This is a genomic window from Duganella sp. AC917 (assembly GCF_979258245.1).
Genome location: NZ_OZ409848.1, coordinates 3193288 through 3217795, shown reverse-complemented (window position 1 = coordinate 3217795; position 24508 = coordinate 3193288). Strand labels below are relative to the sequence as shown.

At 62.0% G+C, this 24508-nt stretch carries 30 protein-coding genes; 17 read left to right on the top strand and 13 right to left on the bottom strand.

The annotated features are described in order from the left end of the window. The first annotated feature begins 18 nt into the window (after positions 1-18). Complete coding sequence (locus ACZ0BA_RS13935) at positions 19-555, top strand: hypothetical protein (protein ID WP_463451849.1); 537 nt, start codon at positions 19-21, stop codon at positions 553-555. On the opposite strand, the gene ACZ0BA_RS13930 is transcribed toward ACZ0BA_RS13935, so the two are convergent. After that, the gene (locus ACZ0BA_RS13930) at positions 552-1565 is read right to left on the bottom strand and encodes a zinc-binding alcohol dehydrogenase family protein (protein ID WP_463451848.1); all 1014 of its coding nucleotides are present in this window, start codon (positions 1563-1565) and stop codon (positions 552-554) included. The two genes, ACZ0BA_RS13935 and ACZ0BA_RS13930, sit on opposite strands and share 4 nt — an antisense overlap. Positions 1566-1684: 119 nt before the next feature. Between ACZ0BA_RS13930 and ACZ0BA_RS13925 the strand changes: the two genes are divergently transcribed. Next, complete coding sequence (locus ACZ0BA_RS13925; RefSeq protein ID WP_463451847.1) at positions 1685-2584, top strand: LysR family transcriptional regulator; 900 nt, start codon at positions 1685-1687, stop codon at positions 2582-2584. Between the two features lie 373 nt (positions 2585-2957). Here the strand turns inward: ACZ0BA_RS13925 and ACZ0BA_RS13920 are convergent, their stop codons facing one another. Then, positions 2958-3182 (bottom strand): hypothetical protein, encoded by a 225-nt coding sequence (locus ACZ0BA_RS13920; RefSeq protein ID WP_209719781.1) that lies wholly within the window; start codon positions 3180-3182, stop codon positions 2958-2960. Between the two features lie 165 nt (positions 3183-3347). Here ACZ0BA_RS13920 and ACZ0BA_RS13915 point away from each other — a divergent pair, with 165 nt between their 5' ends. The 3 genes from ACZ0BA_RS13915 to ACZ0BA_RS13905 are packed head-to-tail and all read left to right on the top strand — an operon-like array spanning position 3348 to position 5782. Continuing rightward, entirely contained in the window at positions 3348-4058 is a 711-nt protein-coding gene (locus ACZ0BA_RS13915; RefSeq protein WP_463451846.1) for a phosphatase PAP2 family protein, read from the top strand. Continuing rightward, a complete protein-coding gene (locus ACZ0BA_RS13910) occupies positions 3968-4954 on the top strand; it encodes a diacylglycerol/lipid kinase family protein (protein WP_463451845.1) in 987 nt (328 codons plus the stop codon). Before ACZ0BA_RS13915 ends, ACZ0BA_RS13910 begins: the two co-directional genes overlap by 91 nt. A 9-nt stretch (positions 4955-4963) precedes the next feature. Continuing rightward, positions 4964-5782, top strand: coding sequence for a metallophosphoesterase family protein (locus tag ACZ0BA_RS13905; protein WP_463451844.1), 819 nt, complete (start codon positions 4964-4966; stop codon positions 5780-5782). 106 nt (positions 5783-5888) lie between these two features. Here ACZ0BA_RS13905 and cls read toward each other — a convergent pair whose 3' ends face one another. From cls to ACZ0BA_RS13890, 3 genes are all read right to left on the bottom strand, one after another. After that, positions 5889-7283 carry a cardiolipin synthase gene (gene cls / locus ACZ0BA_RS13900; RefSeq protein ID WP_463451843.1) on the bottom strand — a complete coding sequence of 465 codons (1395 nt, stop codon included), beginning with the start codon at positions 7281-7283 and terminating at the stop codon, positions 5889-5891. Beyond that, the gene (locus ACZ0BA_RS13895; RefSeq protein ID WP_463451842.1) at positions 7280-9430 is read right to left on the bottom strand and encodes a site-specific recombinase; all 2151 of its coding nucleotides are present in this window, start codon (positions 9428-9430) and stop codon (positions 7280-7282) included. The genes cls and ACZ0BA_RS13895 overlap by 4 nt, the downstream gene beginning before the upstream one ends. 111 nt (positions 9431-9541) lie before the next feature. Then, positions 9542-10831, bottom strand: coding sequence for an acetyl-CoA hydrolase/transferase family protein (locus tag ACZ0BA_RS13890; protein ID WP_463451841.1), 1290 nt, complete (start codon positions 10829-10831; stop codon positions 9542-9544). 140 nt (positions 10832-10971) lie between these two features. Here ACZ0BA_RS13890 and ACZ0BA_RS13885 point away from each other — a divergent pair, with 140 nt between their 5' ends. Together ACZ0BA_RS13885 and ACZ0BA_RS13880 are read left to right on the top strand one after the other, a co-directional pair. Beyond that, on the top strand, positions 10972-12057 hold the full coding sequence (locus ACZ0BA_RS13885; protein ID WP_463451840.1) for a porin: 1086 nt from the start codon (positions 10972-10974) through the stop codon (positions 12055-12057). Positions 12058-12135: 78 nt separating this feature from the next. Continuing rightward, the gene (locus ACZ0BA_RS13880) at positions 12136-12972 is read left to right on the top strand and encodes a branched-chain amino acid aminotransferase (RefSeq protein WP_463451839.1); all 837 of its coding nucleotides are present in this window, start codon (positions 12136-12138) and stop codon (positions 12970-12972) included. 27 nt (positions 12973-12999) lie between these two features. On the opposite strand, the gene ACZ0BA_RS13875 is transcribed toward ACZ0BA_RS13880, so the two are convergent. From ACZ0BA_RS13875 to ACZ0BA_RS13865, 3 genes are all read right to left on the bottom strand, one after another. Further along, positions 13000-13539: a DUF3617 domain-containing protein gene (locus tag ACZ0BA_RS13875; RefSeq protein WP_463451838.1), complete on the bottom strand. Its 540-nt coding sequence runs from the start codon at positions 13537-13539 to the stop codon at positions 13000-13002. 92 nt (positions 13540-13631) lie between these two features. Then, positions 13632-13778 (bottom strand): lmo0937 family membrane protein, encoded by a 147-nt coding sequence (locus tag ACZ0BA_RS13870; RefSeq protein WP_019921959.1) that lies wholly within the window; start codon positions 13776-13778, stop codon positions 13632-13634. 162 nt (positions 13779-13940) lie between these two features. Then, complete coding sequence (locus ACZ0BA_RS13865) at positions 13941-14582, bottom strand: glycine zipper 2TM domain-containing protein (protein ID WP_463451837.1); 642 nt, start codon at positions 14580-14582, stop codon at positions 13941-13943. Positions 14583-14740: 158 nt separating this feature from the next. On the opposite strand from ACZ0BA_RS13865, the gene ACZ0BA_RS13860 reads away from it, so the two are divergent. Next, positions 14741-15490: a Crp/Fnr family transcriptional regulator gene (locus ACZ0BA_RS13860; protein ID WP_463451836.1), complete on the top strand. Its 750-nt coding sequence runs from the start codon at positions 14741-14743 to the stop codon at positions 15488-15490. Positions 15491-15550: 60 nt separating this feature from the next. After that, positions 15551-15907 (top strand): pectate lyase, encoded by a 357-nt coding sequence (locus tag ACZ0BA_RS13855; RefSeq protein ID WP_463454753.1) that lies wholly within the window; start codon positions 15551-15553, stop codon positions 15905-15907. 33 nt (positions 15908-15940) lie between these two features. Here the strand turns inward: ACZ0BA_RS13855 and ACZ0BA_RS13850 are convergent, their stop codons facing one another. After that, positions 15941-16162, bottom strand: coding sequence for a glycine zipper 2TM domain-containing protein (locus tag ACZ0BA_RS13850; RefSeq protein WP_090320315.1), 222 nt, complete (start codon positions 16160-16162; stop codon positions 15941-15943). Between the two features lie 109 nt (positions 16163-16271). Then, entirely contained in the window at positions 16272-18401 is a 2130-nt protein-coding gene (locus tag ACZ0BA_RS13845; protein ID WP_463451835.1) for an AsmA family protein, read from the bottom strand. A 191-nt stretch (positions 18402-18592) separates the two neighbouring features. Between ACZ0BA_RS13845 and ACZ0BA_RS13840 the strand changes: the two genes are divergently transcribed. The 7 genes from ACZ0BA_RS13840 to ACZ0BA_RS13810 all read left to right on the top strand — a co-directional run bounded on the left by ACZ0BA_RS13840 (position 18593) and on the right by ACZ0BA_RS13810 (position 22851). Further along, on the top strand, positions 18593-18982 hold the full coding sequence (locus ACZ0BA_RS13840) for a DUF4398 domain-containing protein (RefSeq protein ID WP_463451834.1): 390 nt from the start codon (positions 18593-18595) through the stop codon (positions 18980-18982). A gap of 19 nt (positions 18983-19001) precedes the next feature. After that, entirely contained in the window at positions 19002-19931 is a 930-nt protein-coding gene (locus ACZ0BA_RS13835; RefSeq protein ID WP_463451833.1) for an OmpA family protein, read from the top strand. An 85-nt stretch (positions 19932-20016) separates the two neighbouring features. Next, entirely contained in the window at positions 20017-20553 is a 537-nt protein-coding gene (locus ACZ0BA_RS13830) for a ferritin-like domain-containing protein (protein ID WP_463451832.1), read from the top strand. 60 nt (positions 20554-20613) lie between these two features. Beyond that, entirely contained in the window at positions 20614-20916 is a 303-nt protein-coding gene (locus ACZ0BA_RS13825; protein WP_463451831.1) for an ElaB/YgaM/YqjD family protein, read from the top strand. Positions 20917-20919: 3 nt separating this feature from the next. After that, complete coding sequence (locus ACZ0BA_RS13820; RefSeq protein WP_463451830.1) at positions 20920-21306, top strand: phage holin family protein; 387 nt, start codon at positions 20920-20922, stop codon at positions 21304-21306. 11 nt (positions 21307-21317) lie between these two features. Beyond that, positions 21318-21677 carry a hypothetical protein gene (locus tag ACZ0BA_RS13815; protein WP_463451829.1) on the top strand — a complete coding sequence of 120 codons (360 nt, stop codon included), beginning with the start codon at positions 21318-21320 and terminating at the stop codon, positions 21675-21677. A gap of 40 nt (positions 21678-21717) precedes the next feature. Continuing rightward, on the top strand, positions 21718-22851 hold the full coding sequence (locus tag ACZ0BA_RS13810; RefSeq protein ID WP_463454752.1) for a patatin-like phospholipase family protein: 1134 nt from the start codon (positions 21718-21720) through the stop codon (positions 22849-22851). A 33-nt stretch (positions 22852-22884) separates the two neighbouring features. Here the strand turns inward: ACZ0BA_RS13810 and ACZ0BA_RS13805 are convergent, their stop codons facing one another. From ACZ0BA_RS13805 to ACZ0BA_RS13795, 3 genes are all read right to left on the bottom strand, one after another. Further along, positions 22885-23220 carry a hypothetical protein gene (locus ACZ0BA_RS13805; protein WP_463451828.1) on the bottom strand — a complete coding sequence of 112 codons (336 nt, stop codon included), beginning with the start codon at positions 23218-23220 and terminating at the stop codon, positions 22885-22887. Between the two features lie 14 nt (positions 23221-23234). Beyond that, positions 23235-23387, bottom strand: a complete 153-nt coding sequence (locus ACZ0BA_RS13800; RefSeq protein WP_463451827.1) for a DUF3309 family protein — start codon at positions 23385-23387, stop codon at positions 23235-23237. A gap of 61 nt (positions 23388-23448) precedes the next feature. Then, on the bottom strand, positions 23449-23898 hold the full coding sequence (locus ACZ0BA_RS13795) for an outer membrane lipoprotein (protein WP_363507876.1): 450 nt from the start codon (positions 23896-23898) through the stop codon (positions 23449-23451). A gap of 250 nt (positions 23899-24148) precedes the next feature. Between ACZ0BA_RS13795 and ACZ0BA_RS13790 the strand changes: the two genes are divergently transcribed. Next, entirely contained in the window at positions 24149-24460 is a 312-nt protein-coding gene (locus ACZ0BA_RS13790; protein ID WP_090320349.1) for a BON domain-containing protein, read from the top strand. Positions 24461-24508 lie beyond the last annotated feature (48 nt).

Sequence of the window (24508 nt, the reverse complement as noted above, 5' to 3'; positions counted from 1 at the left end):
TAACCCAGGAGCCCCATTATGCCCCCACTGCCTATCGGCGACAGCACACGTCGCCTGATCGCCGCCGTCAAAAAACTTGAAAACACCCTCAACACCGTCGGCCTGCCACGTTTCGTGGCGCGCCTGCCGGTGTGCTGGCTGTGCTGGCACTACTGTCGCACGCTCGATCAGAAAATCGTGCGCATGCGCCGCATCGCCGGCAAGTTTGAACAGTGGCTGCCGACGATACGCAATTTCGGCACGGAAGGGCCGGCGCAGCTGGAGCTGATCGATGTCGATCACAGCATGCGCGACGATATCGAGGTCACCAAAAAAACCATGTGGGAACTGCGCGGCTATTGCATAGACGTCGGGCGCATGTTCGAGCAGCTCGGCTACCAGTCGCAGGGGTTGAAGCGCCGCCAGGCGACTTTCCTGCAGGTGCTGGAGACGTCATGTATCTCGGCCAGCACCATGCAGGAAGCACTGGTCGCGCATGACAGCGCGGTACTGGCCGTGCTGCGGGCCCAGCAGACGCACGAGCGTGAGCGCGCGGCCGCTGCGTCCGCCTCTTAAAAGCCTTCCAGCACGATCTTGCCTTTCGCGCGTTTGCTCTCGAGCAGCGCGTGCGCCCGCTTGAGGTTGGTGGCGTTGATGGTGCCGAAATGTTCTGCCAGGGTCGTCTTGATGACGCCGGTATCGACCAGCACTGCCACGTCGTTCAGCAGTTCATGCTGCTTCTGAATGTCGGCCGTGGTGAACATCGAGCGCGCGAACATGAACTCCCAGTGCAGCGAGGCGCTCTTGCGCTTGAGCAGACGCACGTCGATCGCGGCCGGATCGTCGATCAGCGCGACCTTGCCCTGCGGCGCGATCAGTTCGGCGATGGCGCCCCAGTGGTCATCCGAGTGGGTCAGGCTGGCGATATAAGTCACCGGCGGCAGGCCCAGGCGGGCGAACTCTTCTGTCAGCGGTTTGCTGTGGTCGATCACGTGGTGGGCGCCCAGCTCTTTTACCCAAGCGGCCGTGTCGGGACGTGATGCTGTGCCGATGACGGTCAGATTGGTCAACTGTCGCGCCAGCTGTACCAAAATCGAACCGACCCCGCCGGCCGCGCCGGTCACCAGCAGCGATTGTCCCTGGACGCCCTTGTCGCGGCTCACTTCCAAACGTTCGAACAGCAACTCCCACGCGGTGATCGCCGTCAGCGGAAGTGCGGCTGCCTGCGCGAAGTCGATATTTTTCGGCTTGTGGCCGACGATGCGCTCGTCGACCAGATGCAGCTCGCTGTTGGTGCCGGGGCGGGTCAGGTCGCCGGCGTACCAGACTTCGTCGCCCGGCTTGAACAAGGTCACGTCCGGACCCACCGCTTTGACCACGCCCGCGGCATCCCAGCCGATGACTTTTGTGTCGCCTTCCGCCGGCGCCGCGTTGGCGCGAATCTTGACGTCGACAGGATTGACGGAAATGGCTTTGACTTCCACCAGCAGATCGCGGCCCTGGGCCTGCGGCGCGGGCAACTCGATGTCGATCAGGGAATCGGATTGGTCGATGGGAAGGGACTTGCGGTAGGCGACGGCTTTCATTAACTTCTCCTCGGGATGGGGTTGAGATTGGGTTGGGATGCTGATGGGAGTATCATCATTTATTTCGTGGCGCGGAAAAAGAGGCGCTTCAGCGAAACACTTTCAAAAAAACGAAGAAAATGCTGCGATTTGATGATTTGACTGTTTTTGTCCGCACCGCCGACCGTGGCAGCCTGTCGGCGGCGGCGCGGGAGCTTGAGATTTCCCCGGCGCTGGCTAGCGCGGGTGTCAAGCGGCTGGAGCGGGAGTTGGGCTTGCGGCTGTTCGCCCGCACCACGCGCTCGCTGCGGCTGACGGAGGAGGGCGAGCACTACCTGCGGCACGCGCGCGAGGCGCTGCGCCTCCTCAAGGATGGGCACGACGCGCTGATCCAGGGGCAGGAGAGCCTGGGCGGGACGCTGAAGATTTCGATGCCGTCCGATCTGGGGCGCAATAAGCTGGTCGGCTGGCTGGACGAGTTTCAGGCGCAGTATCCCAAGGTGAGTTTTCAGCTCAGCATCAGCGACCGGGTCTCGGACATGTACCGGCAGCCGGTCGATATCGCCATCCGTTACGGCAGGCAGGAGGATTCCAGTCTGATCGCGCTGCCGCTGGCGCCGGACAACCGCCGCGTGCTGGTCGCCTCGACGGATTACATCAAGCAGCACGGCCGGCTGACCGAGCTAAAGGATTTGGCGGGCCACAACTGTCTGCGCTTTATGCTGGAGGATGTGATCCATGACCGCTGGAGTTTTTATTCGGCGGCCGACAGCGAAGCGGTGGCGATACATGTCAACGGCAACCGCAGCGCCGACGACGCCGACGTGGTGCGGCGCTGGGCGGTGGCGGGATTGGGCGTGGCCTACAAATCGCGGCTTGATGTCAGCGACGATATCCGGGCTGACCGCTTGCATATCCTCATGCCGGACGTGCTGGGCGAGCCGACGCCGTTGAACATGCTGTGCATGCATCGCTCGCAGATCACGCCCACGGTGCTGCAACTACGGGATTTTCTTCGCGCGCAGTGCGAAAAAGCCTAGTGCGCTTGGCGGATTTCATGTCAGCTAAGTGGCGATCTGACCGACAAGGACTCAGTGCAGGCTCACTGCGGACAGGGCAGCCGGCAAGTGGCGCGGCTAAATTCACTTAAAAAGTCATTAAAGCAACAGCGCGCACACTTGCAGTGATGGCAAAACCCCTTAACATAGCTTCATGGCTTCATAGCTTAGCGTTGAACGCCATTGAACTGGGGCTCGACTGCTGGCTGGACGCGTTCGACAGCGGGGTTGCGGCACGAGGCATCATTTTGATGACGGCTCGCCAGCTGCCAGATCCAGGTGAGGAGCGCGAGCGAGGTCGCGGCATCGGCCGGCCTGTCTTGCGACTGGATGGGGCAGCTGGCACCGGCAACCATTAGTGCGCCTTCGACAGGATCAACAGCCAGCGGCGGCACAGCAGAACTTCCAGATGACCAGCTTGCACGCCGGTGTCGCATTCGATGACAGGGTTGACCGCGTAGTAGCGCTTGCGGAAATCACGGCAGACCAGCAATTCGCGTTTGCCCATGCGGACCAGGAACGAAGTAGGCATATATTCCAGGCCGAAGCGGGAGCTGAAGCTGTTATTAACTGTTGTCATGACATTTTCCTTTTGGGAGAAGCGTTTAACGAGGAGTTCAGAATAGCATAAGTACTGTATGAATACACAGGTACTGTGTAAATAAACAGTAAATTCGCCATTTCGTAGTTTTTAGGTCAACTTCAACGGCCATCTATCCGGGAGCACCAAATTTTCAGTAAATCAATGCGTTTCATCGAGGCAAGACTGTCTCCAGGCGGCGAATTCGGCCTGCATCTGACCATCGGGGTGCTGATGATGCTGCTCACCGTGTCCATTTTCGGCCACCTCGCGTCCGAAGTCACCGGGCAGGAAGAGATCACCGTGCTCGACCTGCACATCGCCAACTGGTTCAACGCCAACCATTTCGAACCCATGACCAGCATCATGATGACGATAACGACCGTGCACACGATGCCGGGCGTACTCCTGATGGGCTGTGCGTTTGGCTATTATTTGTGGCGGCGGGGCCGGGTCTACTGGATATGGGCGCTGCTGCTTGGCGTGCCGGGCGGTATGCTGATGAACGTGCTGCTCAAGTACACCTTCCAGCGCAGCCGCCCGGTGTTCGAGGAGCCGCTGGTGACGCTGGCGACCTATAGCTTCCCGAGCGGGCATGCGTCGGCAGCGACCCTGTTCTACGGCCTGTTGGCGAGCTATGTGATGATTGCCTGCAAGGGCTGGAGTGTGCGTTTGGGCACAGCGGCGTTCTGTGCGTTAATGATACTGTTGGTGTCGTTCAGCCGCGTCTATCTGGGCGCGCATTATCTGAGCGATGTCCTGGCCGGCATGGCGGGCAGCGCGGCGTGGCTGACGATTTGCATCACGGCGATTTCCACGCTGCGCCGCCGGCGCGAGGCGAAAAGCTTATCGAACGATTCCAGGGGAACGCTCTGAACAGTATTGTAGTCATAGTCAACGCCGGCGCCGGGCAGGGTTACTGCGGCGGCTGGTCCGCCGGATTGGCGGAAAAATTCCGCGCGCAAGGCGCCGAAGCCGATATCACGCTGGCCAAGAGCGGCGAGGAAATGATCGCCCGCGCGAAACGCGCCGTGGCCGATGGCGCTCCCCTCGTTGTGGCCGGTGGCGGCGATGGCACCATCAACGCGGTCGCCTCGGCGCTGGTGGGCAGCACGACCCGTTTAGGCGTGCTCCCGCTCGGCACCTTGAACCACTTCGCCAAGGATTTGAATATCCCGCTTGACCTGGACGAGGCCGTCGCCAACGTGGTGCATGGCCAGCCGGCCGACGTCGATGTTGGCGAGGTCAACGGCCGCATCTTCCTCAATAACTCCAGCCTGGGCATCTACCCGGACATCGTGCGCGACCGCGAAAAGCAGCAAAAGCATCTGGGACGCAGCAAATGGCACGCGTTCGCGCGCGCTGTCTTCGTCTCCGCGCGGCGTTTTCCGTTCATGAATGTGCGGCTCAAGATCAACGGCAGCGAGCATCTGCGCCGCACGCCGTTTGTCTTCATCGGCAACAACGAATACATGCAGGGCCTGACCATGGGCGAGCGCGAACGGCTCGACAGCGGCAAGATGTATTTGTATGTCGCGCAAAAGCCCACTCGGCTGGGGTTGCTGCGCTACGCCATCCACGCCTTGTTCGGCCGTTTGTCGGAGGCCAAGGATTTCGACGTGCTGTCGTCGTCCGACCTGGTGATCGACACGCGCCACCGGCAAATTCGTGTCGCCACGGACGGCGAAGTGACCGTGATGACGCCACCGTTGTGCTATCGTTCCAGGGCCAAGGCGCTGAGCGTGATAGTCCCTGTCTTGCCGGCCACGTAGGAGGGGAATATGCGAACCATCGTCCATTTATCGGACCTGCATTTCGGCAGGGTCGACCAGGCTTTGCTGGCGCCGCTGCAGCAACTCACCGCGCGGCTCGCGCCCGATGTCGTGGTCGTCTCCGGCGACCTGACGCAGCGCGCCAAGACCGAGGAGTTCAAGGCCGCGCGCGCCTTTCTCGACACTTTGCCGGGGCCGCAGATCGTGGTGCCGGGCAATCACGACATCCCCTTGTACAACGTCGCCACGCGCTTTTTAACGCCGCTGCGCAAGTACACGCGCTATGTCACGCTGGATCTGGCGCCGGAGTATATCGACGACGAGATCGCCATCCTGGGCATCAACACCGCGCGTTCGTTGACGTTCAAGGATGGGCGTATCAACGACGAGCAGCTGGCGCAGATGCGACAGCGCATGAGCGCGGTGAATCCCAACCTGACGCGCATCATCGTCACGCACCATCCGTTCGATTTGCCGGAGACGTTCGACAAGGACGATCTGGTCGATCGCGCGCCGATGGCGATGCGGGCGTTTTCCGAGTGCGGCGTCGATTTGCTGCTGGCGGGGCATTTGCATGCCAGCCACGCGGGCAATAGCGAGAAGCGTTACAAGCTTGCCGGATACGCGGCGCTGGTGGTGCAGGCCGGCACGGCTACGTCCACGCGCGGGCGCGGGGAATCGAATTCGTTCAATGTGATTCGGGTGGATCCGGACCAGATCGAGGTGGACCGCTATAGCTGGGTCGACGGCACCGGTAGCTTTGAGCGGGTGATGACGGAGTGCTTCCGCCGCATCGGCGATGCCTGGCATACGGCCGCGAAGGCTTGAGTCCGATAGGGATTTTAGGCCGCTGACGGCCTTGCATGGCGGATTACGCTTCGCTATCCGCCCTACATGTTTTAGAGGTGACCATGTTCCGTGGTCACCTCTGACATTACAGCCAATAGTTCATTATCCGCGCTGCCCATTCCTTCATGCGGTCCGTGACAGGGCGGTTGCGCCAATCCTCTAGCGTGATCTGTTTCGAGTCGCGCATGTCTTCCTGGAACGCTCGCTCCATCTCGGTGCCAAACGCCGCGCCCAACACCACCACATTCAACTCGCTGTTATGCAGGAAACTGCGCGTGTCGATGTTGGTCGAACCGACCGTCGACCAGGTGCCGTCGATGACGGCCGTTTTGGCGTGCAGTACGGCCAGCTTGAGGTGGTAGATCTTGATGCCGTTCGACAGTAACTCGTCGTACAGCGCGTGGCTGGCATGGAACACCAGTCCGCTGTCCGACACGCCCGGCAGCACGATCTTGACGTCCACGCCGCGTTTGGCGGCGGCGATCAGCGCGTCGATGGTCTGACGGTCCGGCACAAAATACGCCGACGTCAGATGGATGCTCTTTTTCGCTTCCTGGATGGCCAGGCTGTAGGCCTTGAAGATTTCAAACTGTCCGCCCGGATCGCTCGCCAGCACGCGCACCACCTTGTCGCCGGCGATCACCTGTTGCGGGAAATACTCCGCTTCCGGCAGGTCGGTACGGTCCTGCGTGGCCCATTGGCGCACGAACAGATATTGGAACGCATGCACCGCCGGTCCTTCCAGCTTGACGTGGGTGTCGCGCCAGCCGACGTCTTCCTTCTGCTTGGTCTGCTTGCCGCTGGAGCGGAACAATGAACCCTTGGTGTAGTCGGCGCTGATGTTGATGCCGCCGGTGAAGGCGGTTTTGCCGTCGACGATCAAGACCTTGCGGTGGTCGCGGCTGTTGACTTTCCAGTCGTCGCCCTTGACCTTGGCCGGGTTGACGGGGTTGAACTCGAGCAGGTTGACGCCGGCCTTGCGCATGCGGTCGAAGAATTCGGCCGGCACGCCGATGGTGCCGACGCTGTCGTACAGGATGTTGACGATCACGCCCGATTGCCGCTTGGCGATCAGCGCGTCGGCAAACTGCATGCCCAATTCATCCTGGTCGAAGATGTAGGTTTCCAGATTGATGTTGTTGCGCGCGCCGTTGATGGCCTTGAGCATTTCGCCCATCGTCTGCGGGCCGTCGAACAGCAAGGTGACCTTGTTGCCATCGATCAGGGGCACGCCGGTGGCCGCTTCCTCCAGCACCGCCTGCTGCTTCAGGTCGATCGAGCCCTTGGGCCAGCGCTTGGCCAGCAGCGCCTTGGTGCGTGCCGCGCCGAGGTCGCCGTTCTTGCCCTTGACACTCGGCGTGGCCGCCGGTTCGAGCTTGTCGCTCATGGCGGCCACATCGGGCAGCGAGGCGCATGCGCCCAACAAGCCCCAGCACATCAGAAACATGGGCACCCAGATACGCATGGTGGAGGATTTCATCGGTTTGCCTTTAGGAGTGACTTCGATTCATCGGACAACGCCAGCGGCGCGGCCTCTTCTGCGGAAGAGCCGAAAAAGAACGAGATCGGCCCTTGTAAAAATCTGCGGCCCAGCACCTTCAACAGCTGCAAACCGTGCTTGAAACGTACCTGGCGCGAGCGCAGTGCCACCCACAACGCCAGTCCGAAACTGACCAGCAAATTGACCGTGCCGATCAGCACGAAACCAGCCACCGACGTCACCACCAGCTGCCAGCTGACGTTGTAGTCGAGGCCGACCATGGCGGTGGCGAAGTTGGCCGACGAGAACGTCACGTGGCGAATGTCGAGCGGCATGCCGAACAAAAATCCCAGCAGCGGCATGACGCCAAGCAGGATGCCGAAGAAGAAGTTCCCCATCAGGCCGCCAAGATTGTTTTCCATGTAGACGCCGAAACGGTTCAGCCGCTCCTGGCCCAGCAGCCAGCGCAGGCCGCGCAGTTGCGCAATGCGCTGCGCCCAGCGCGTGTACAGTGCCTTGTTGTCGTAGTAGCCCGAAATGAGCCCGGCGACAAACAGGCAGACACCGGCAATCGCGGCGTAGACCAGCGCCGGTCCGTGGATCGGGTCGATGTCGGCCAGCAGGTGCATGGCCTTGTCCGGCGTCACCAGATGGTGACCGGTCAGATGCGGCCAGGCGATGGCGATCAACCACGCGGTGGGGATTGCGGTGGCCAGGTTTCCCAACACGGCCATGTTCTGCGTGCGGATCACCTTGTTGCACAGCTCGGCCATGCTTTCGAGGTCGATGTTGCGGCCGTCGCGGCTGTGCAGCCCGGCGGCGATGCGCGAGGCCGTCATCGCCGGCTGTTTGGTGGCGACCGTGAAGTGCAGCACGTGGATGAACATGAAGCCGAGCGAATAGTTCATGCTGAACAAGAAGGTCTCGACCAGCGGCGCGGCGCGCAGGTAGGACATCAAAATCTTGAACAGCGCCATGAAGCCGATGATGACGCCGGCGCCGGCCGACGACAGGAACATGCCGGCCAGCTCCTTGCGGTGGTCGGCCACGTAATGCTCGCCGGTGTGGCTGGCGTTCTCGGTGACGTTGCGCGCCAACAGGTCGACGTTGTCGCGCAGCAGATCGCTGACGGCGTATTTGTTGTTGTGCGCGGTGACCAGTTCCAGCGCCAGTCCGACGGCGGCGGCGCGGCGCGGGCTCGGCGGACCTTGCTGGCCGGCCGGTTGCGGATGCTGCGCCTGCAGCTCCGCCGACGCGATCAGCAGCGCCGCCGGGGCGGTGGCCTCGGCGTTGAGCTCGCCGCTGACATCGACCAGGAACAGCAGCTTGCGCAGCCGGGCGATGCTTTGCGTGAGCGCCACCAGCAGGTAGGTCAGCGCGATGCTGGTGCCCTGGTGCAGCGCTTTCTTGCGGATCTTGCCGACCACCACGTCGCATTGGTCCAGCATCACCAGCAGATGGCGCGCGTCCTCGACCTCGACATCTTCGCCGGCCAGGTTGCGCTGGTAGTTGTCCAGATAGGCGTTGACCTCGACATTCTGTCCCATGAAGGGCGACTCGTAGGTCTCCATCTCGGTGTGGAAATTGGTCAGCTTCGGTTCCAGGCCGATCGCGCAGATGCGGTAGGACAGCGTCCGTATCGCTTCGAGCAGGCCGGGCAGCATCAAATTGGGCGTGCAGCGGGTGGTGGCGTCGTTGCGGCTGGCTTCGCGGCGGTCGGGTGGATTGCAGATCACGTCGATCAGCATCAGCCATTCGGCGGCCGGCACCGCGCTGATCCAGATGCGGTCGGTGCGTTTGTAGATGATCTGGTCGAGCGCCTCGCTCAGGTAATCGTTGCCCAGCGCCGGCGGCAGGATGCGGAAGGCGATGCGGCGTTTGAGTTCGGTGAAAAACCCGTCGTTCGACAGCACGCCGATTTCCGTGTACAGGCTGGAATGGCGACGGCTGGACAGCAAACTGCAGGCGTAGCCGCGCAATGCGAGCGCGTGCGCGGGGTTGCCTTTTAATAATTGGACAAGGGTGCGCACGTTGGCGGTGGCGCGAAGGCCATCGTTGGCGCGCTGGGGACGCAGTGTATCGAACAGTTCGACCATCAGGCCGATGTCCGTGCTTTCAGCGTCTATACGTTGTAATATTTCGAGCATGCAAAGGACGGAATTACCGCAGTTTTGACTAAAAAACGGAGTATATCCAGTCAGCATTACCCGGTATGTACGCTGCCGTACATATTTCTATCTGTCAGGAAATTCCACTGCTCAGCAAAGCAAGATTCGTTTAGCCGCCTCGCGCAGCTCGCTCCGGAAGTCCGGATGGGCGATGGCGATCAGCGCCTCGGCCCGCTGGCGCGCCGATTTGCCGCGCAGCTGGGCAACGCCGTATTCGGTGACCACGTAGTTGACATCGTTCTTGCCGGTGGTGACATGGGTGCCGGGTGTGAGGGTGGGCACGATGCGCGAGATGGCGCCATCCTTGGCCGTGGACGGCAGCACGATGAAGGCTTTGCCGCCGTTCGAGCGGTTGGCCGCGCGGACGAAATCGACCTGGCCGCCGGTGCCGGAATAGGGCAGGTGGGCCAGGCTCTCGGAGCCGCATTGCCCCAGCAAATCGACCTGCAGGCTGGCATTGATGGCGACCAGCTTGTCGTTCTGGCCGGCCAGGTAGGGATCGTTGGTGAAGCTGACCGGATGCATTTCCAGCATCGGATTGCGGTGCATGAAGTCGTACAGCCGGCGAGAGCCGAGCGCAAAGGTGGCTACCATCTTGCCGGGCATGAAAGTCTTGCGGCTGTTGTTGACCGCGCCGCATTCGACCAGCTTCAGAATGCCGTCGCCGATCATTTCAGTGTGCACGCCCAGGTCGCGCTTGGCGGTCAGCTGCTGGACGACGGCGTCCGGAATGCCGCCGTAGCCGATCTGCAAGGTCGAGCCGTCCTCGATCATATCGGCCACATGCTTGCCGATCGCCTGCTGCACGGCGCCGATGGCGGGCAGCCCGACCTCGATCACCGGCTCGTCGCTTTCGACGATGGCCGTGACCTGCGACAGGTGGACGATGCATTCGCCGTGGGACACCGGCACGTTCGGGTTCACTTCCAATACCACCACGCGGGCCTTGCGGATCGCCGCCATCGTGTAGTCGGCCGCCAGGCTGAGCGCGAAATTGCCATGTTCGTCCATCGGCGAGGCCATCGAGAACACCACATCGGCCGGGATCAGGTCGCGCTGGATCAGGCCCGGCAGTTCGGAAAAGTAGGCCGGGATGAAATCGGCCCAGCCGGCCTGTCCCGCCGAGCGCGAGGCGCCGCCGAAGAACAGCGCCACATGGCGCACGTGGTTGACGGTGTCGCAGTCGAAATAGGCATATTTGCGCATGGCAAGGATCTGCGCCACCCGGACGTCGTGGAAACTGGTGCGCTTTGCCGACAGCGCGTGCAGCAGCGACGGCGGCTCGCCGGCGCCGGTCGGCACGATGACGGTGTCGCCGTTCCTCAACAATTCCAAAGCCTGATCGGGGGAGCATCGTTTGCTGGCGTATTCAACATGCATGGCGGCGGCCTTTCACATAATGAAATCCCACTATAAACCAAGTCGCGAGGAATTTGACGGAAACGTGTTGAGCCGCACAGAGCAGTAACGTAGTACGACATATTATGAACCTAACAATTCACTCAAGTACGTCGCTTACCATGAAACCGAACCTTCTCGTTACCGCGCTGTCCCTGATTGCGCCACTGGTTGCAGGAGCGCAAGAGTCGTCCTCCACCGAAGTCTACGGGTTGCTGGACGCCGGTGTTGTTGTGGAAAAAGGCTGCAAAACCGATTGCGCGCGGACCAAGGTCGACAGCGGCATGGCCTCCGGCTCGCGCATCGGCGTGCGCGGCCGCGAACAGCTGGGTGGAGGCACCTCTGCCGTCTACACGCTGGAAGCAGGCGTGTTGAACGACACCGGCGCCTCGGAGCAACCCGGCAAGCTGTTCAATCGTCAAGCCTATGTGGGCATCGACGGGCCGATGGGGCTGGTGACTTTGGGCCGTCAGTACAACCTGGTCTACGAGACGCTGACCGACGTCGCCGATCCGTTCCAGGGCGGCATGGCGGGCGCCGCGTCCAATCTGGTCGGCTACACCACCAAGCGCTACGACAACGCCATCAAATACAAAACCAAGCGTGCCCGCAGCGGCCTGATCGGCGCGGTGCAGTACAGCTTTGGCGAATCGCCTTACAACAGCAAGGTCAACCGCGCCTACGCGGGATCGTTGGGCTACGACAAGGGACCGTTCAAGATCGGCATCACGCACCAGCGCAAGGACAACCTGCTCGACGCCACCGGCACTACGCCTGCGGTCGACCAGTCCGCCCGCAACACGCTGGTGGCCGCCAATATCGACTTTGGCCGTTTCATCGGCTACGCCGCCTTCGGTCAGAGCCGGGGCGAGGGCAGCTCGCACTGGGACATGTCCAACCCGTACGGCGCGGTGGCCCAGGCCCTGCCGACCGACAAGAGCCGCGATGCGCTGTTCGGCGTGGCCGTGCCGATGGGCGCGACCACCTTGCTCGCCTCGTTCATCCGCAAGGACGACCGTACCCAGCTCGACCGTGACGCCGACCAGATCGCCATCGGCGCCAGCTATGCGATGTCCAAGCGCACCGATTTCTACGCCTCGCTGGCCAGGATCAAGAACCGCAACGGTGGCGCCTACACCGTCGGCAACGCCACCAGCCAGGGACGCGGCGACAAGGCGCTCAACGTCGGCATGCGGCATTCGTTCTGACCCGCACGGCGTCAGCCGCTTTTGGAGATGCCCGCTAAAACGTGATAGATTGCATGTTTTTCTGAATTCGGAACAAGCATGCATCTGACTTACTTCAACGGCGAATGGGCCGAGGGCAACGCCCCACTGTTTGGCGCGATGGACCACAGCGTCTGGCTCGGTTCCTCCGTGTTCGATGGCGCCCGCGCGATACGCGGCCATTTGCCCGACTTGCGCCTGCACCTCGAGCGCGTCATTACCTCCGCCGACCGCGTGGGGCTGGCCTGTCCGCTGAACGTCGACGAGATGGAAAAGCTGGTGCGCGAGGGCGTGGCGAAGTTCCCGGCCGACGCCGAGTTGTACGTCCGTCCGCTGGTGTTCGGCACCGACGGCTTCCTGGTCCCCATTCCCGAGAAGAGCGCTTTCGCGCTGACCTTGTTCGACGCGCCAATGCCGGCGTTCACCGGCTTTTCGGCTTGCCTGTCGGCGCAGCTGCGTCCGGACGCGCTGATGGCGCCGACCGACGCCAAGGCATCGTCGCTGTACGTCAACACCGCCAAGGCCATCCGCGAAGCGCAAAAGCGCGGCTTCGACAACGCCGTCGTCTGCGACAGCGCCGGCAGGGTGGCGGAGTTCGCGTCGGCCAACCTGTTCTTCGTCACGGCGGACGCCAGGGTGGTGACGCCGGCCGCCAACGGCACCTTCCTGTCCGGCATCACCCGCGCGCGCGTGATCGCGTTGTTGGCGGAAGAGGGCATCATGGTCGAGCAGCGCGCGGTGGCGCCGGAGGAGTTGGAGAGCGCGGTGGAGATCTTCAACACCGGCAACTACGGCAAGGTCATGCCGTGCATCCGCTACGAAACGCGCGAGCTGGCGGTCGGTCCGATCGCCACGCTGGCGCGCGAGCGCTACATGGCGTTTTCGGACAGCCAGTAACCAGCAAAAAGGTCAATCAGCGATCGGTCAGCCCTTGGGCTTGGCCGGGCAGCTGGCGCCGACCCAACGTCCGGCCGAATTGACTTTGAGCTTCTGCGGCGTGCCGGTCGCCTCGGTGTTGACATCCATAATCATCGTGTAATGGCTGTCGTCGCTGAAGCGTATCTGGCCTTGCCCGCTGGAGGTCGGATTGGTGCAGCTGAACGACACGTCCAGCCCGCCCGCAGTCGGCACCGTTTTCGAGGTGCAATTCCCCTTTTGATTCAGCGGCAGTTCCTTCTTGGCGGCCATCTCCGGCGTCACACACGCGCTCACCGTCATGGTGCCGTCGCCGCCGACCTTGGGCACGGACACGCCGTTCTGCGCCAGCATCGCCTCCATCTGCGCGCGCTGCGCCGGCGGCATGTTGGCCAGCTGCTGCATCGCCATCTGGATCGCGGCGTCGGTTTGTATATCGCCGGTCTTGACGGTGTTATTCAATTCCCACAAGCCGGGCTTGATGGTCTGCGCCTGCACTGACGCCGTGCTGATGCCCAGCACGGCCAGCGCGATCAAAAAACGTTTCATAGTCACTCCCTAAAAAGCCAGCGCACAGCATAAACGAAAAAACGGCGCACCACCGCGAGGGTGGGGCGCCGCTTTGATCAGCTCGCGGTGTGCTACACGCCGCGTCCACTAATCAAGCGCAGCAGCACCATGATGATCGCAACGACCAGCAGTACGTGGATGAAGCCGCCGATGGTGTACGAAGTGACCAGGCCCAGGAGCCACAGGATAAGCAGAACTACAGCGATGGTATAGAGCATGATTCTCTCCTCAAGTTGTTGTTGCGACGTCCACTGTGGGCATCGAAGGCGATGTCGAACTGTTGTTCGTATCTTGGAATCTATTATCTTTAAAATCAGCTTAAGCTTCTGTACGGTGCCGTACGTAAGCCGCATTTCAGCCTAATAATTTTACTAATGGTATTAGTTGGCGGAGCGCAACTGGCCGTTCACCACACGTACCGCGTCACCCGAGCCCCATGCCGGTTGGGCCGACTGGTTGAAGGTACGGGTGGTGCCGTTGTCCATGCGCACCACGATACGCCACGTGCGCGTGGTCTTCATATGGGTCTCGACCTGGTTGCCGGCCACCGCGCCGCCCACCGCGCCCGCTACCGTCGCCAGCTGACGGCCGTGACCGCCGCCGACCTGGTTGCCCAGCAGGCCGCCGAGAATGGCGCCGCCGGCCGCGCCGACGCCGCTACCCTGCGGGCGGTTCTCGATCGCGCGCACCGATTCGATCACGCCGCAGCTCTTGCAGACCGCCGCCTGCTTGACTTCCGGTTCCGGCGCGCGGTCCTGGTTTTGGCTCTGCGAATTATTGGCGTTGTTATTGGCCGCGAGATTGTTGCCGTTATTGTGGGCGGGCTGCTGCTCGGCCGCTGGCACCGACGACAACTGGCCCGGCATAGGCGTCGCGCCGGGCACGCTGCCGTTGGCGTTGGAGGTCGGTAGCCAGCCCATGATGGCGGCGGTGCCGACGCCGCAGAACAGCACCACCGCGACGGCGGCGATGATCATCAGCGGGTGCAAAGTCTGTTTGGTTGGGGTGTTTTGGGTAGTCATGTTGATGTCCTTTTTGGTGTTTGTATGCACGAGCTTGTGCTGATGTTTGTGCTCGTATTTATGCTCTACTATTACGCGCAGAATTTTCCTATAGGACATGTTTAGGTTCCGTGCGTCAGCGTACATACATGCCAAATGATTACCCCTACTCTGGATTCATGCATACCCATCTCTCACACCTATCCGAAGAAGACAGGAGCCAGCCACGACCGGCGGTCAATCGCTTACTGTCCAGCTTGCCAGAGGAAGAACAAAGCCAGCTCGCCAAGCTTAGCGAACCTGTCAGAGTCGAAGTCGGCGACGTGTTGTACGAGCCCGGCCAGGCGATCCGTTATATTTATTTTCCCATCGACAGTTTGATCTCGCTGCTTGCGGTGGCCGAAGGCCGCATGACGCTTGAGGTTGGCGCCGTCGGCCGCGAGGGCATGATCGGCGCCTCCGTCGTGCTGGGCCACGAAATGGCGCAAGTGCGCGCGGTGGTGCAGCGCGCTGGCCGCGCCACGCGCATCGACGCCACCGAGTTCGCCGCCGAGTTCACGCGCATGGAGGCGCTGCAGCGCCTGCTGTACCGCTATACCGACACCTTGCTGGCGCAAGCGATCCAGATCGCTGTCTGCAGCCGCTTCCATGTGCTGGAGGCGCGCCTGGCGCGTTCGCTGCTGATCACGCGCGATCGCTTGCAGTCGGAAAAATTCCACCTCACGCACGAGTTCCTGGCCCATGCGCTGGGCGTGCGGCGGGTCGGCGTGACCAAAGCCGCCAGCGCGCTGCAAAATCAAAAACTGATTTCCTACAGCCGGGGCAATATCGAGATCCTCGATTCGACCGGGCTGGAAGCGGTCTCGTGCCGCTGCTACGAGCTGGTCAAGGACGACGGCGCCATCGGCATGGGCAACGTGTTCTTGTAGAAACCGGCGAGGGCGTTGCGCTAAGCGCACAACCAATCATTTGCTTGATTTTATAGGCAACTGTATCTGTTTCGCAATGTTTTAGGAAGACCCTTACAGCTAGCATCGGCTTGCAGTACCCGGTCTTTTGAAAACATTGCGAGGAGATGGATACATCAAAAAACTATAACTATTTGGGGTTGGTATCGTTTTTACGACCTGAACGCCGATACCGGCTTCTTCAGCGGCCGCTTGCCGACCGATAACCCGCCTGGCACCGGCAAGCAGTACGACATCATGAATGTCGAGGCCGAGCGTCGTTACGGTGACGAGTGGGGCGGTAGCTACGAGACCACGCTGTTCGCCTACACCAGCAGCGTCGGATACTCATCGGGCGTGGATGCAAAACCGCCCCCGTCAAGCCGGGCTTCGGCTTGACGGGGGCGGTTCGAATGCCGCGAGCGACTACAATTAACGCGGTGGTTTGTTGACCTGGTTACCGATCACGCCGCCGACAGCGGCGCCGCCGACCGTGCCGACCGCGCTGCCGCCGGTCAGTACCGAGCCGGCAACCGCGCCGACGCCGGCGCCCACTGCCGTACTTTTATCCTGCGAGGACATGCCGGCGCATGCGCTCAGGCCCAGGGTGGCGGCCAGAATTGCCGCGGTCGATGCGATACGTTTGATGTTCATAATCTTCTCCTTACGCTGTTAAGGCGCGGCGTCTGGCCCGCACCAATGACTACAGAGTACGTCTGGGCGACAGTAATTTCCGTACGACAGCGCACATTGAAACACCTTGTTACCCTTTAGGCTGGGGCTTGATGTTTTGGGCGTTCTTGCCCGGCTTCTCGCGCAGGGTTTGTCCCGGCGGCGGCGCCACGGGCTTGCCGCCGCCTTGCGCCAGCAAGGTTTCGCAGCCAGTGGTTTCGCCGGGGCCGGCGTTGATCAGCGGTAGTATCGCGGCGACCGGCGCCACCACGGCCAACGCCAGCGCACCGCCGGCGCGCATCGCCAGCACGCCCTTGTCGATGCTGACGTCCGGGTCCTTGAAGGTGCCGCGCACATAGATCGGCGCCCGCAGCGAAAACACCCGCATGCCTTTGGCGTCCGGCCGCAAGGTCAGGTCCAGTTTCTCGTTCTCCAGGTTGACAGTGCCGGCCACGTCGATCTTGGCGTCCGACGTGTCGACCACAAACAGGCGCGACCGCATCAAGCCGTTGGTGACGCTGAAGTCGGTCACCATGCAGTTGAGCTTGACCTGCTTGTCGCCGATCAGTTTGGTCAGCACGACGTTGCCCAGGTTCAGGCCCATTTCCTCCAGCAGCAGCTTGCTGACGCTGCCTTCGTTGATGACGCCTTTGAGTTCGCCGTTCGACGAGCCCAGCAGGCCGGCAACCGAGTTGCCGGTGGCCGACAGCGAGATGTCCGCGTTGACCTGGCCGACCGTGGCCTGCATGCCGTCTATGGTGGGGAACAGCTGCTTGAGCTGCAGCTTGCGGGCGCCCGCCTTGAGCTCGGCGCGGATGGCGTTCGGATTGGTCTTGCCGCTGCCGTCGAGCATGATGTTGGACGTGAAGCGGCCGCCGGCGATGTCGAAGTTCATCGGCGTCAGCGACAGCACGCCGTCCTTCATGTGGATCAGGGTGTCGAGGTTATTGATCGGCAGGCCGCCGTCGCGCGTGATGCGCTGGGCCTTGAAGCTGACGTCGGCGTCGAGCGCGGTCCAGCGTTCGGTCTTGAAGGTTTCGACCGGCAGCACCCGGTTGCCCGGCTGGACGGCTTCGACGCCGCGCGCCTGCTTGCTGGCATTCGAGTCGGCGCCCACCAGCGGCCCAAGGTCGGAGAACTGCAACAGCTTCGATTCGACGGCCCCCGTCAGCACCGGACGCGGCTGGCCCGAACGGTAGTCCAGCTTGCCGTGGATGTCGCTGTTGCCGACGCGGCCGGTGAATTTGTCGTAGATCCAGTGGCTGGCGTTGGCGCCGATGTTGCCCGTCAAGTGGCCTTCGGTGGTGAAGGCGGGGGTTTCCGGCAGCAGCACGCCGGTGATGCCGTACAGGCGCGCCATGCTCGGGCCGGAGATTTTCAGGCGCATGTCGAGCGCGGTCAGCGCGGTCGGCTTGGTCAGCGTGCCTTCGACGGCAATGCTGGTGCCGCCGACGTTCAGGCTGGCCGCAAGCGAGAAGGGCACGGTTTGCTGTTGCAACGACAGCACCGCGCCGGACTTGCCGCTGCCGGTGATGGTTTGATTGTTCCACTTGCCTTGTAGCTTCCAGGACACGCCGTAGGTCGGATCGGCGTTGATCGTATCGACGGCGGCGGTGGCGTCCACATGCGACACGGCGTCGATATAATGCACCGAACCCTTGGCCAAGACCACGCGCTGCAGGTCGAGCTTCCACGGAGACGGCTTGTCGGCCTGCTTGAAGGTCCAGTTGTTCTTGCCATTGGCATCGCGCTGCAGCAGCACGGTTGGATTGTCGAAGCGCAGCACCGGGATCGAGATCTGGTGTTGCAGCAGCGGCAGCAGCTCGACGCCGAAAGCGAACTGGCCGACGCTGGCCATTTCCGCCGGCGCCCGCATGCCGGCGGGGTTGCCGACATGGACGTCCTTGGCAATCAGATGCGGCAGCGGCAGGTAATCCCGCCAGGTGCGGTCCGCCCCCGACAAGCCCTGCTGCTGCCACGTCAGCGACAGGTCGCCGCGTATCTCGAACGGACGGTCGATCGCTTCGCTGATTTTGTCGTTGAGCCACGGACGCGCCTTGTTCCAGTCATACGTCGCTAGCACGATGGCCGCGATCACGGGAACGGCGACCACCACGCCGGCGACGGCGAGGGCGGCCTTGGTGCCGGTGCGGGTGCGGCGGGAAGCGGAGCGTGCGCCGGAGGAAGCGGGCGGGGTAGGGGTCTGGTCCTGCGGGGTCATCGGTTGGCCTTTCTTATTAGTAACGGCATTCTACACATCTACGCGCCGCAGGCGGGCGCGGTTGTGCGCTGGCGCACCCTCTGGAGCGGGCTAGACAGCTCCCCGTGTTCAATGTGCGCCAGCGTACTGAAGGGCTGCAGCCAACAGCCTATAACGTTACCTGTCCACACAAACATTCAAGGAGAACAATAATGACGACGACCTTACACCAGCGCCTTACCCTGATCTGCGGCGCCGCCGTACTGCTGGGCCTGACCGCTTGCGCTAGCAACAAAACCCCTGCCACCGCCGATGTCGCCGTATCGCGCGCCGCCGTGGCCAACGCCACCTCCGCCGGCGCCGCCGAGCTGGCCCCGGCCGAGATGCAGTCGGCCCGCGAAAAAATGGCGCGCGCCAACCAGGCGCTGGCCAACAAGGATTACAAAGCCGCCCAGGATCTGGCAGCCCAGGCCCAGGCCGATGCCCAACTGGCGCAGAGCAAAGCTAATTCGACCAAGGCCACCGCCGCCGCCGACGAACTGCAACAGAGCATCCGCGTGCTGCGCGAAGAGCTGAACCGCAATAGCACCACCACCCAATAATAGAGACGAGGGAATCATCATGAAACAACTGAACCTGAAAAAACTGAGCGTCATGCCAACCGTGTTGGCGATGTCGATCATGCTGGCCGCGTGCAGCAGCGCGCCGACCACCACCAGCCTGCTCGACCAGACCCGTGGCGATTTCTCGGCCGCGCAAAGCAATCCATCGGTCGCGACCAACGCGCCGGTCGAGTTCAAGGCCGCTGCCGACGCGCTGGACCGTGCCAACGCCGCCGCCGACAAGAAAGAAAGCGTGGAAGCGATCGACAAGCTGGCGTATCTGGCCAAACAGAAGATCGCCGTGGCCCAGGAAGTGGCCAAGAGTAAGCAAGCCGAGTCGGATGTCGCCAACGCCGGCCGCCAGCGCGACGAGATCCGTCTGCAGCAGCGCACCCAGGAAGCCGACAAGGCCAAGATGAGCGCCGAGCAAGCCAAGGCGAGCGCCGAGCAAGCCAAGGCCGATGCCGACGCCGCCCGCCGCCAGGCCGATGCCGCCACCGCCAGCGCCCGCGACGAGCAGGCCAAGGCCGCCGCGCTGCAACAGCAACTGACCGACCTGCAAGCCAAACAAACCGACCGCGGCCTGGTCATCACGCTGAACGACGTGCTGTTCAATACCGACAAGGCCGAGCTCAGCGCCGAAGGCATGCGCACCGCGCAAAAGATGGCCGACGTGCTGTTGCAGGAACCACAGAGCGCCGTTTTGATCGAAGGGTTTACCGACTCCACCGGCACCTCGGCGCACAACCTGCAGTTGTCGCAGCGCCGCGCCGAATCGGTGCGTAACGCACTGATCGGTCTGGGCGTGAAGGCCGACAAGGTCTCCACCCGTGGCTACGGCGAAGCGTTCCCGGTCGCCAGCAACACCGATGCCGGCAGCCGCCAGCTGAACCGCCGCGTGGAAATCGTGCTGTCGCAAAACGGCGCGCCAATTGCCAACCGTCGTTAATTTTCGGTAATCGCCAGCTGTCGAGGCCGCCCCTGGCGGTCCCGACGCTGCTAGCAGACTTTCTGTAATTTTTTAAGGAAATATCATGGCTGAATCCAACCCCACCCAACCGGCAGGCATCGATAGAGACGCCATCCGCGCCGCCGCCCGCAATCTGGAAGACGGCCCGGTAACCGCCGGCTACAAGGGTGACCGCACCGCTGTCATCAAGATGCTCAACGAAGCGCTCGCGACCGAGCTGGTGTGCGTGCTGCGTTACAAGCGTCACTACTATACGGTCAGCGGTTTGCAGAACGGTCCGATCAAGGCCGAATTCCTCGAGCATGCCACCGAAGAGCAAGAGCACGCCGACTGGCTGGCCGAAAGGATCGTTCAACTGAACGGCACCCCTGATTTCAATCCTGCAACATTGCTCGAACGCAGCCACGCCGAGTATGATGGCTCCGAAGAAGTTCAATCAATGATACGGGCCAACCTGATCGCCGAGCGCGTCGCGATCGAATCGTACCGCCAGATGATCGAACAGATCGGCGACACCGATCCGACCACGCGTCATCTGTTGATCAAGATCATGGCCGTGGAAGAAGAACACGCGGATGACATGCGGGACCTGCTTGAATAACGAAATATGTTAAATTGATGTACAGTTTTCACTTCTTACAACCATAACAGGAGCTCCATCATGCTGGAACAAAACATCTCTACCGTAAATAACGACGTGAAAACTCTGGTCAAGGATGCGCAAGCATTGTTCACCGCCGCCACCGCCCTGACCGGTGAAAAAGCGGAAGAACTGCGCGGCCGTGGCATGCGCGCGCTCGACACCGCGCTGGCCAAAGCGCACGACGCGCAGATCAGCGCCCTTGCCGCCAGCAAGGAAGCGGTCAAGCACGCCGACGTCTACGTCAAGGAAAACCCATGGCGCGCCATCGCTGGCGCCGCAGCCGTGGGCCTGCTGATCGGTGTCATCATCGGCCGCAAGTAATCCATGGCGCAAGCTGATGAGTTGACTCGTCCGCCAGGCCTGATCGCTTCGCTGGGCAATATTGCCCGCAACAGCATCGGCCTGTTGCTGACGCGGCTGGAGCTGGCCGCGCTGGAATTGTCTCAGGTGCGCAATCACCTGATGCATCTGGTGCTGGCGTTCGCGCTGGCGGTGGTGGCGGGCTGTTTCGCGCTCGCCTATGCCACCGTCACGATTGCTTATCTGGCGTGGGATGCGCTGGGCTGGACTATTTTGCCCATTATGACCGGCGTTTTCCTGCTGCTCGCGATTGGCCTGATGGTGTATGCGCGCGGTTTGATCCGCAGCGGCAAGCTGGGTATGCCGGCGACCATGGCCGAATTGAAATCCGACCGCGACATGCTGTTGTAAGAGGAGCGCATATGACGAAAGACGCGGAAACCGTGGCATTCGACGCTGACAAACAGCGATTGATCCGCGAAGGCGAGTTGTATCGCATCAAGGTTGTGCACTCGAAGGCCCTCGTGGCCAACGCGCTGCATCCGGATGCGTTGTTTCATGGCGCGGTCGATCACGCCGTCGGACTGGCGCAAGCCCGTCTGGGCGGCCTGCTGCAGCCGGGCGGCCTGAGCGGCTTTAACTACCGGGCGCTGATGCCGTACGCGCTGACGGTCGGTTCGTTCATCGCCCGTAAAAAGCTGATCAAGCCGGCGCTTGGCGTGGCCACGGTGCTGGGGCTGGGCGCTGCCTGGCTGATGCGCCGACAGCGCGCCCTGGACTAGTGTTTTGAGTTCGTCGTCCGATAAACTGAACCCTGCAGGCATGCGCATCGTGCTGGTCCTGCAAGGGGGCGGGGCGTTGGGCGCGTACCAAGCCGGTGTGTTTCAGGCCTTGCATGAGCATGGCCTGGCGCCCGACTGGATCGTTGGCACGTCGATCGGCGCGATCAACGCCGCCATTTTGGCCGGCAATCCCCACGAGACCCGGCTGGCGCGGTTGCGCGAGTTCTGGGAGCGCATCTCGCACCCCGATCCCTTCGATATGCGGCAACTGCCCGATGCGCAGCGCCGCTCCAATATTTTGCTGCAAAGCTGGGATACCCTGCTGCGTGGCGTGCCCGGCTTTTTCAAACCGCGCCTGTTCAGTCCCTTTGCCGCCGGCATGGCCGTCGCGCCCGAGGCGGCCAGCTTCTACGATACGGCGGAGCTGGGCGAGACGCTCAATTCCCTGGTCGACTTCGATTACCTCAACGCGCCCGATGGCATGCGCCTGACCGTCAACGCCCTCAAGGTGACGTGCGGCACGCTGCGCAGCTTCGACAATCGCGACCTCGACATCAACGTCAGCCATATACTCGCCAGCGGCGCCTTGCCGCCCGGCTTTCCGGCAGTGCGCATCGACGGTGACCTGTACTGGGATGGCGGCCTGTATTCCAACACGCCGCTCGAGACCGTGCTGGACGACGCCAAGCCGGTCGATACTTTGTGCTTCATGGTCGACCTGTGGAGCGCCGACGGCGCCGAACCGACCACGCTGGACGAAGTGCAGACGCGGCAAAAGGATGTCACCTTCGCCTCGCGCTCCAAGCGCCACCTCGACGATTATGTCGCCCGCCACAAGCTGCAGCAAAAGCTGCGTGGCCTGTACGCCGCGTTGCCGGAGCACGCGCAGACGGAGCAGGGCGAGCAGGATCTGGCCGAGCTGGGCTGTGGCACGACCTTGCACGTGGTGCGCCTCGAATACGCCGGACGCGACTGGAATATGGCGGCCAAGGACATTAATTTTTCCAAGGGCTCGACCGAGTGGCGCTGGGACCAGGGCTACCAGGACGGCATGCGTGCCGTCGCGGCGGCCGGCTGGCTGGCCTTTGTGTCCGAAGATACGCCGCTGGTGGTGCACGAGGTGCCGCCGCTGCCGGCCGCGATGCCGGACGGCCAAAGTGGAAAAGCCGCCTGATCGCTCAGGCGGCTCCCTATCTCGTTTCAAACACTATTGCTTTTTGTTCGCGGCGAGAACCTGCGGAATCTTGTCCATGTCGCGCTTGTAGGTCTCGCGCGCCTCACGGATGCAGGCGTCGCGCTCGCTGGCCGGCCCCTTCTTGCACGCGTTGGTCGATTCCGCCAGCGCGGCGCCGATTTCCTTGCGCAAGGTGCGCGTCTGCTCGGCGCTGGTGACGTCTTCCTTGTGCCATCGCGGCGGATCGCCCTTGGCGATTTCCTGCTGCTGCAGCTGGACGTTTTGCGGCGGCGTATTGTCCTGCGCCTGCGCCAGTAGGGCGGTGCAGGCCATCGCGAGGCCGCAGGCCATATGATGGAATCGGTTCATGATGGCCTCCTTGCTTACAGTCGGCCCGTCAGCAGCATGATCAGCAGGATCAAGACGATCAGGCCGGTGATGCCGCTTGGTGCGTAGCCCCAGTTGCGGCTGTGCGGCCAGGTAGGCAGTGCGCCGACCAGTAACAAGACCAGAATAATCAGAATGATGGTGCCCATGGTGTTCCCCTTGATTTGTAGTTGTGGTTACGGTTAATCGTTGCGTTGTGGCGGAAGCGGATTAGTAGCGATACAGGCGGCCGTCGACCAGGCGCACGCGGTTGCCCACGCGCAGGTCATAGACGCTGTCCTGGTTCACCATGCGATAGTCGCCGTTGTCCATGCGCACACTGATCTGATATTCCTCTTTCGCCTCGTTGCGGTTGCCCTCGACGGTGTTGCCGACCACGGCGCCGCCGACGGCGCCGGCCACGGTGGCGGCGGCGCGGCCGCTGCCGGAGCCGACCTGGTTACCCAGCAGCGCGCCGACCAGCCCGCCCGCAACGGCGCCTGCGCCGCTGGTGCCGGCCTTGGCCTGTTTGATCTGGATCGATTCGATCGTGCCGTAGCTGGCCGATTCGTTTTGATTCTGGTACGACACCTGTTGCGGCGCGTTGTTGGTGCTGGCGCAACCGCTTAATACTGCGGTGCCGGCGATCATCAGTGCTGCCAGGGTTTTTGTGTGGTTCATGTTGTTCTCCTGAAAATGTGGTTCCAGAATAGGCAGGGGGCAGGCGCGGGTCTGTGCGCTTTCGCACGAAGGTTGCCAAGTGGAGAGGAACGTCGAATGTGGCCGCTTCGACCCAAAATAATATCTGTGTACGGTACCGTACAGATGTCTGTTTGGAAACCACGTAAAACGTCTACATCGGTAGCCGGGATGTGCAAATGTTCCGCTCGCTGACAAACTCATTTAGTTAATAACTCCAAGGAGAACCGCCATGAAAATCGCACATAAAATCGCCACCGCCCTGTTCACCGTATCCCTGCTGGCCACCGCTGGCTGCGCATCGACGTCCACCAAAGAAGGCACCGGCGAATTTGTTGACGATTCGGTCATCACCACCAAAGTGAAAGCCAGCATCTTTAACGAGCCTACCCTGAAGTCGACCGAAATCAACGTCGAAACCTTCAAAGGCACCGTCCAACTGAGCGGCTTTGTTGCCCAGCCAGCTGACATCGCTAAAGCCGGCGAAGTCGCCCGTGGCGTTAAAGGCGTGACCTCGGTCAAGAACGACATCCGCGTCAAGTAAGCTTTATTTAAGCTATATTTGCCGGCGCGCCGTGCTCGTTCGAGCATG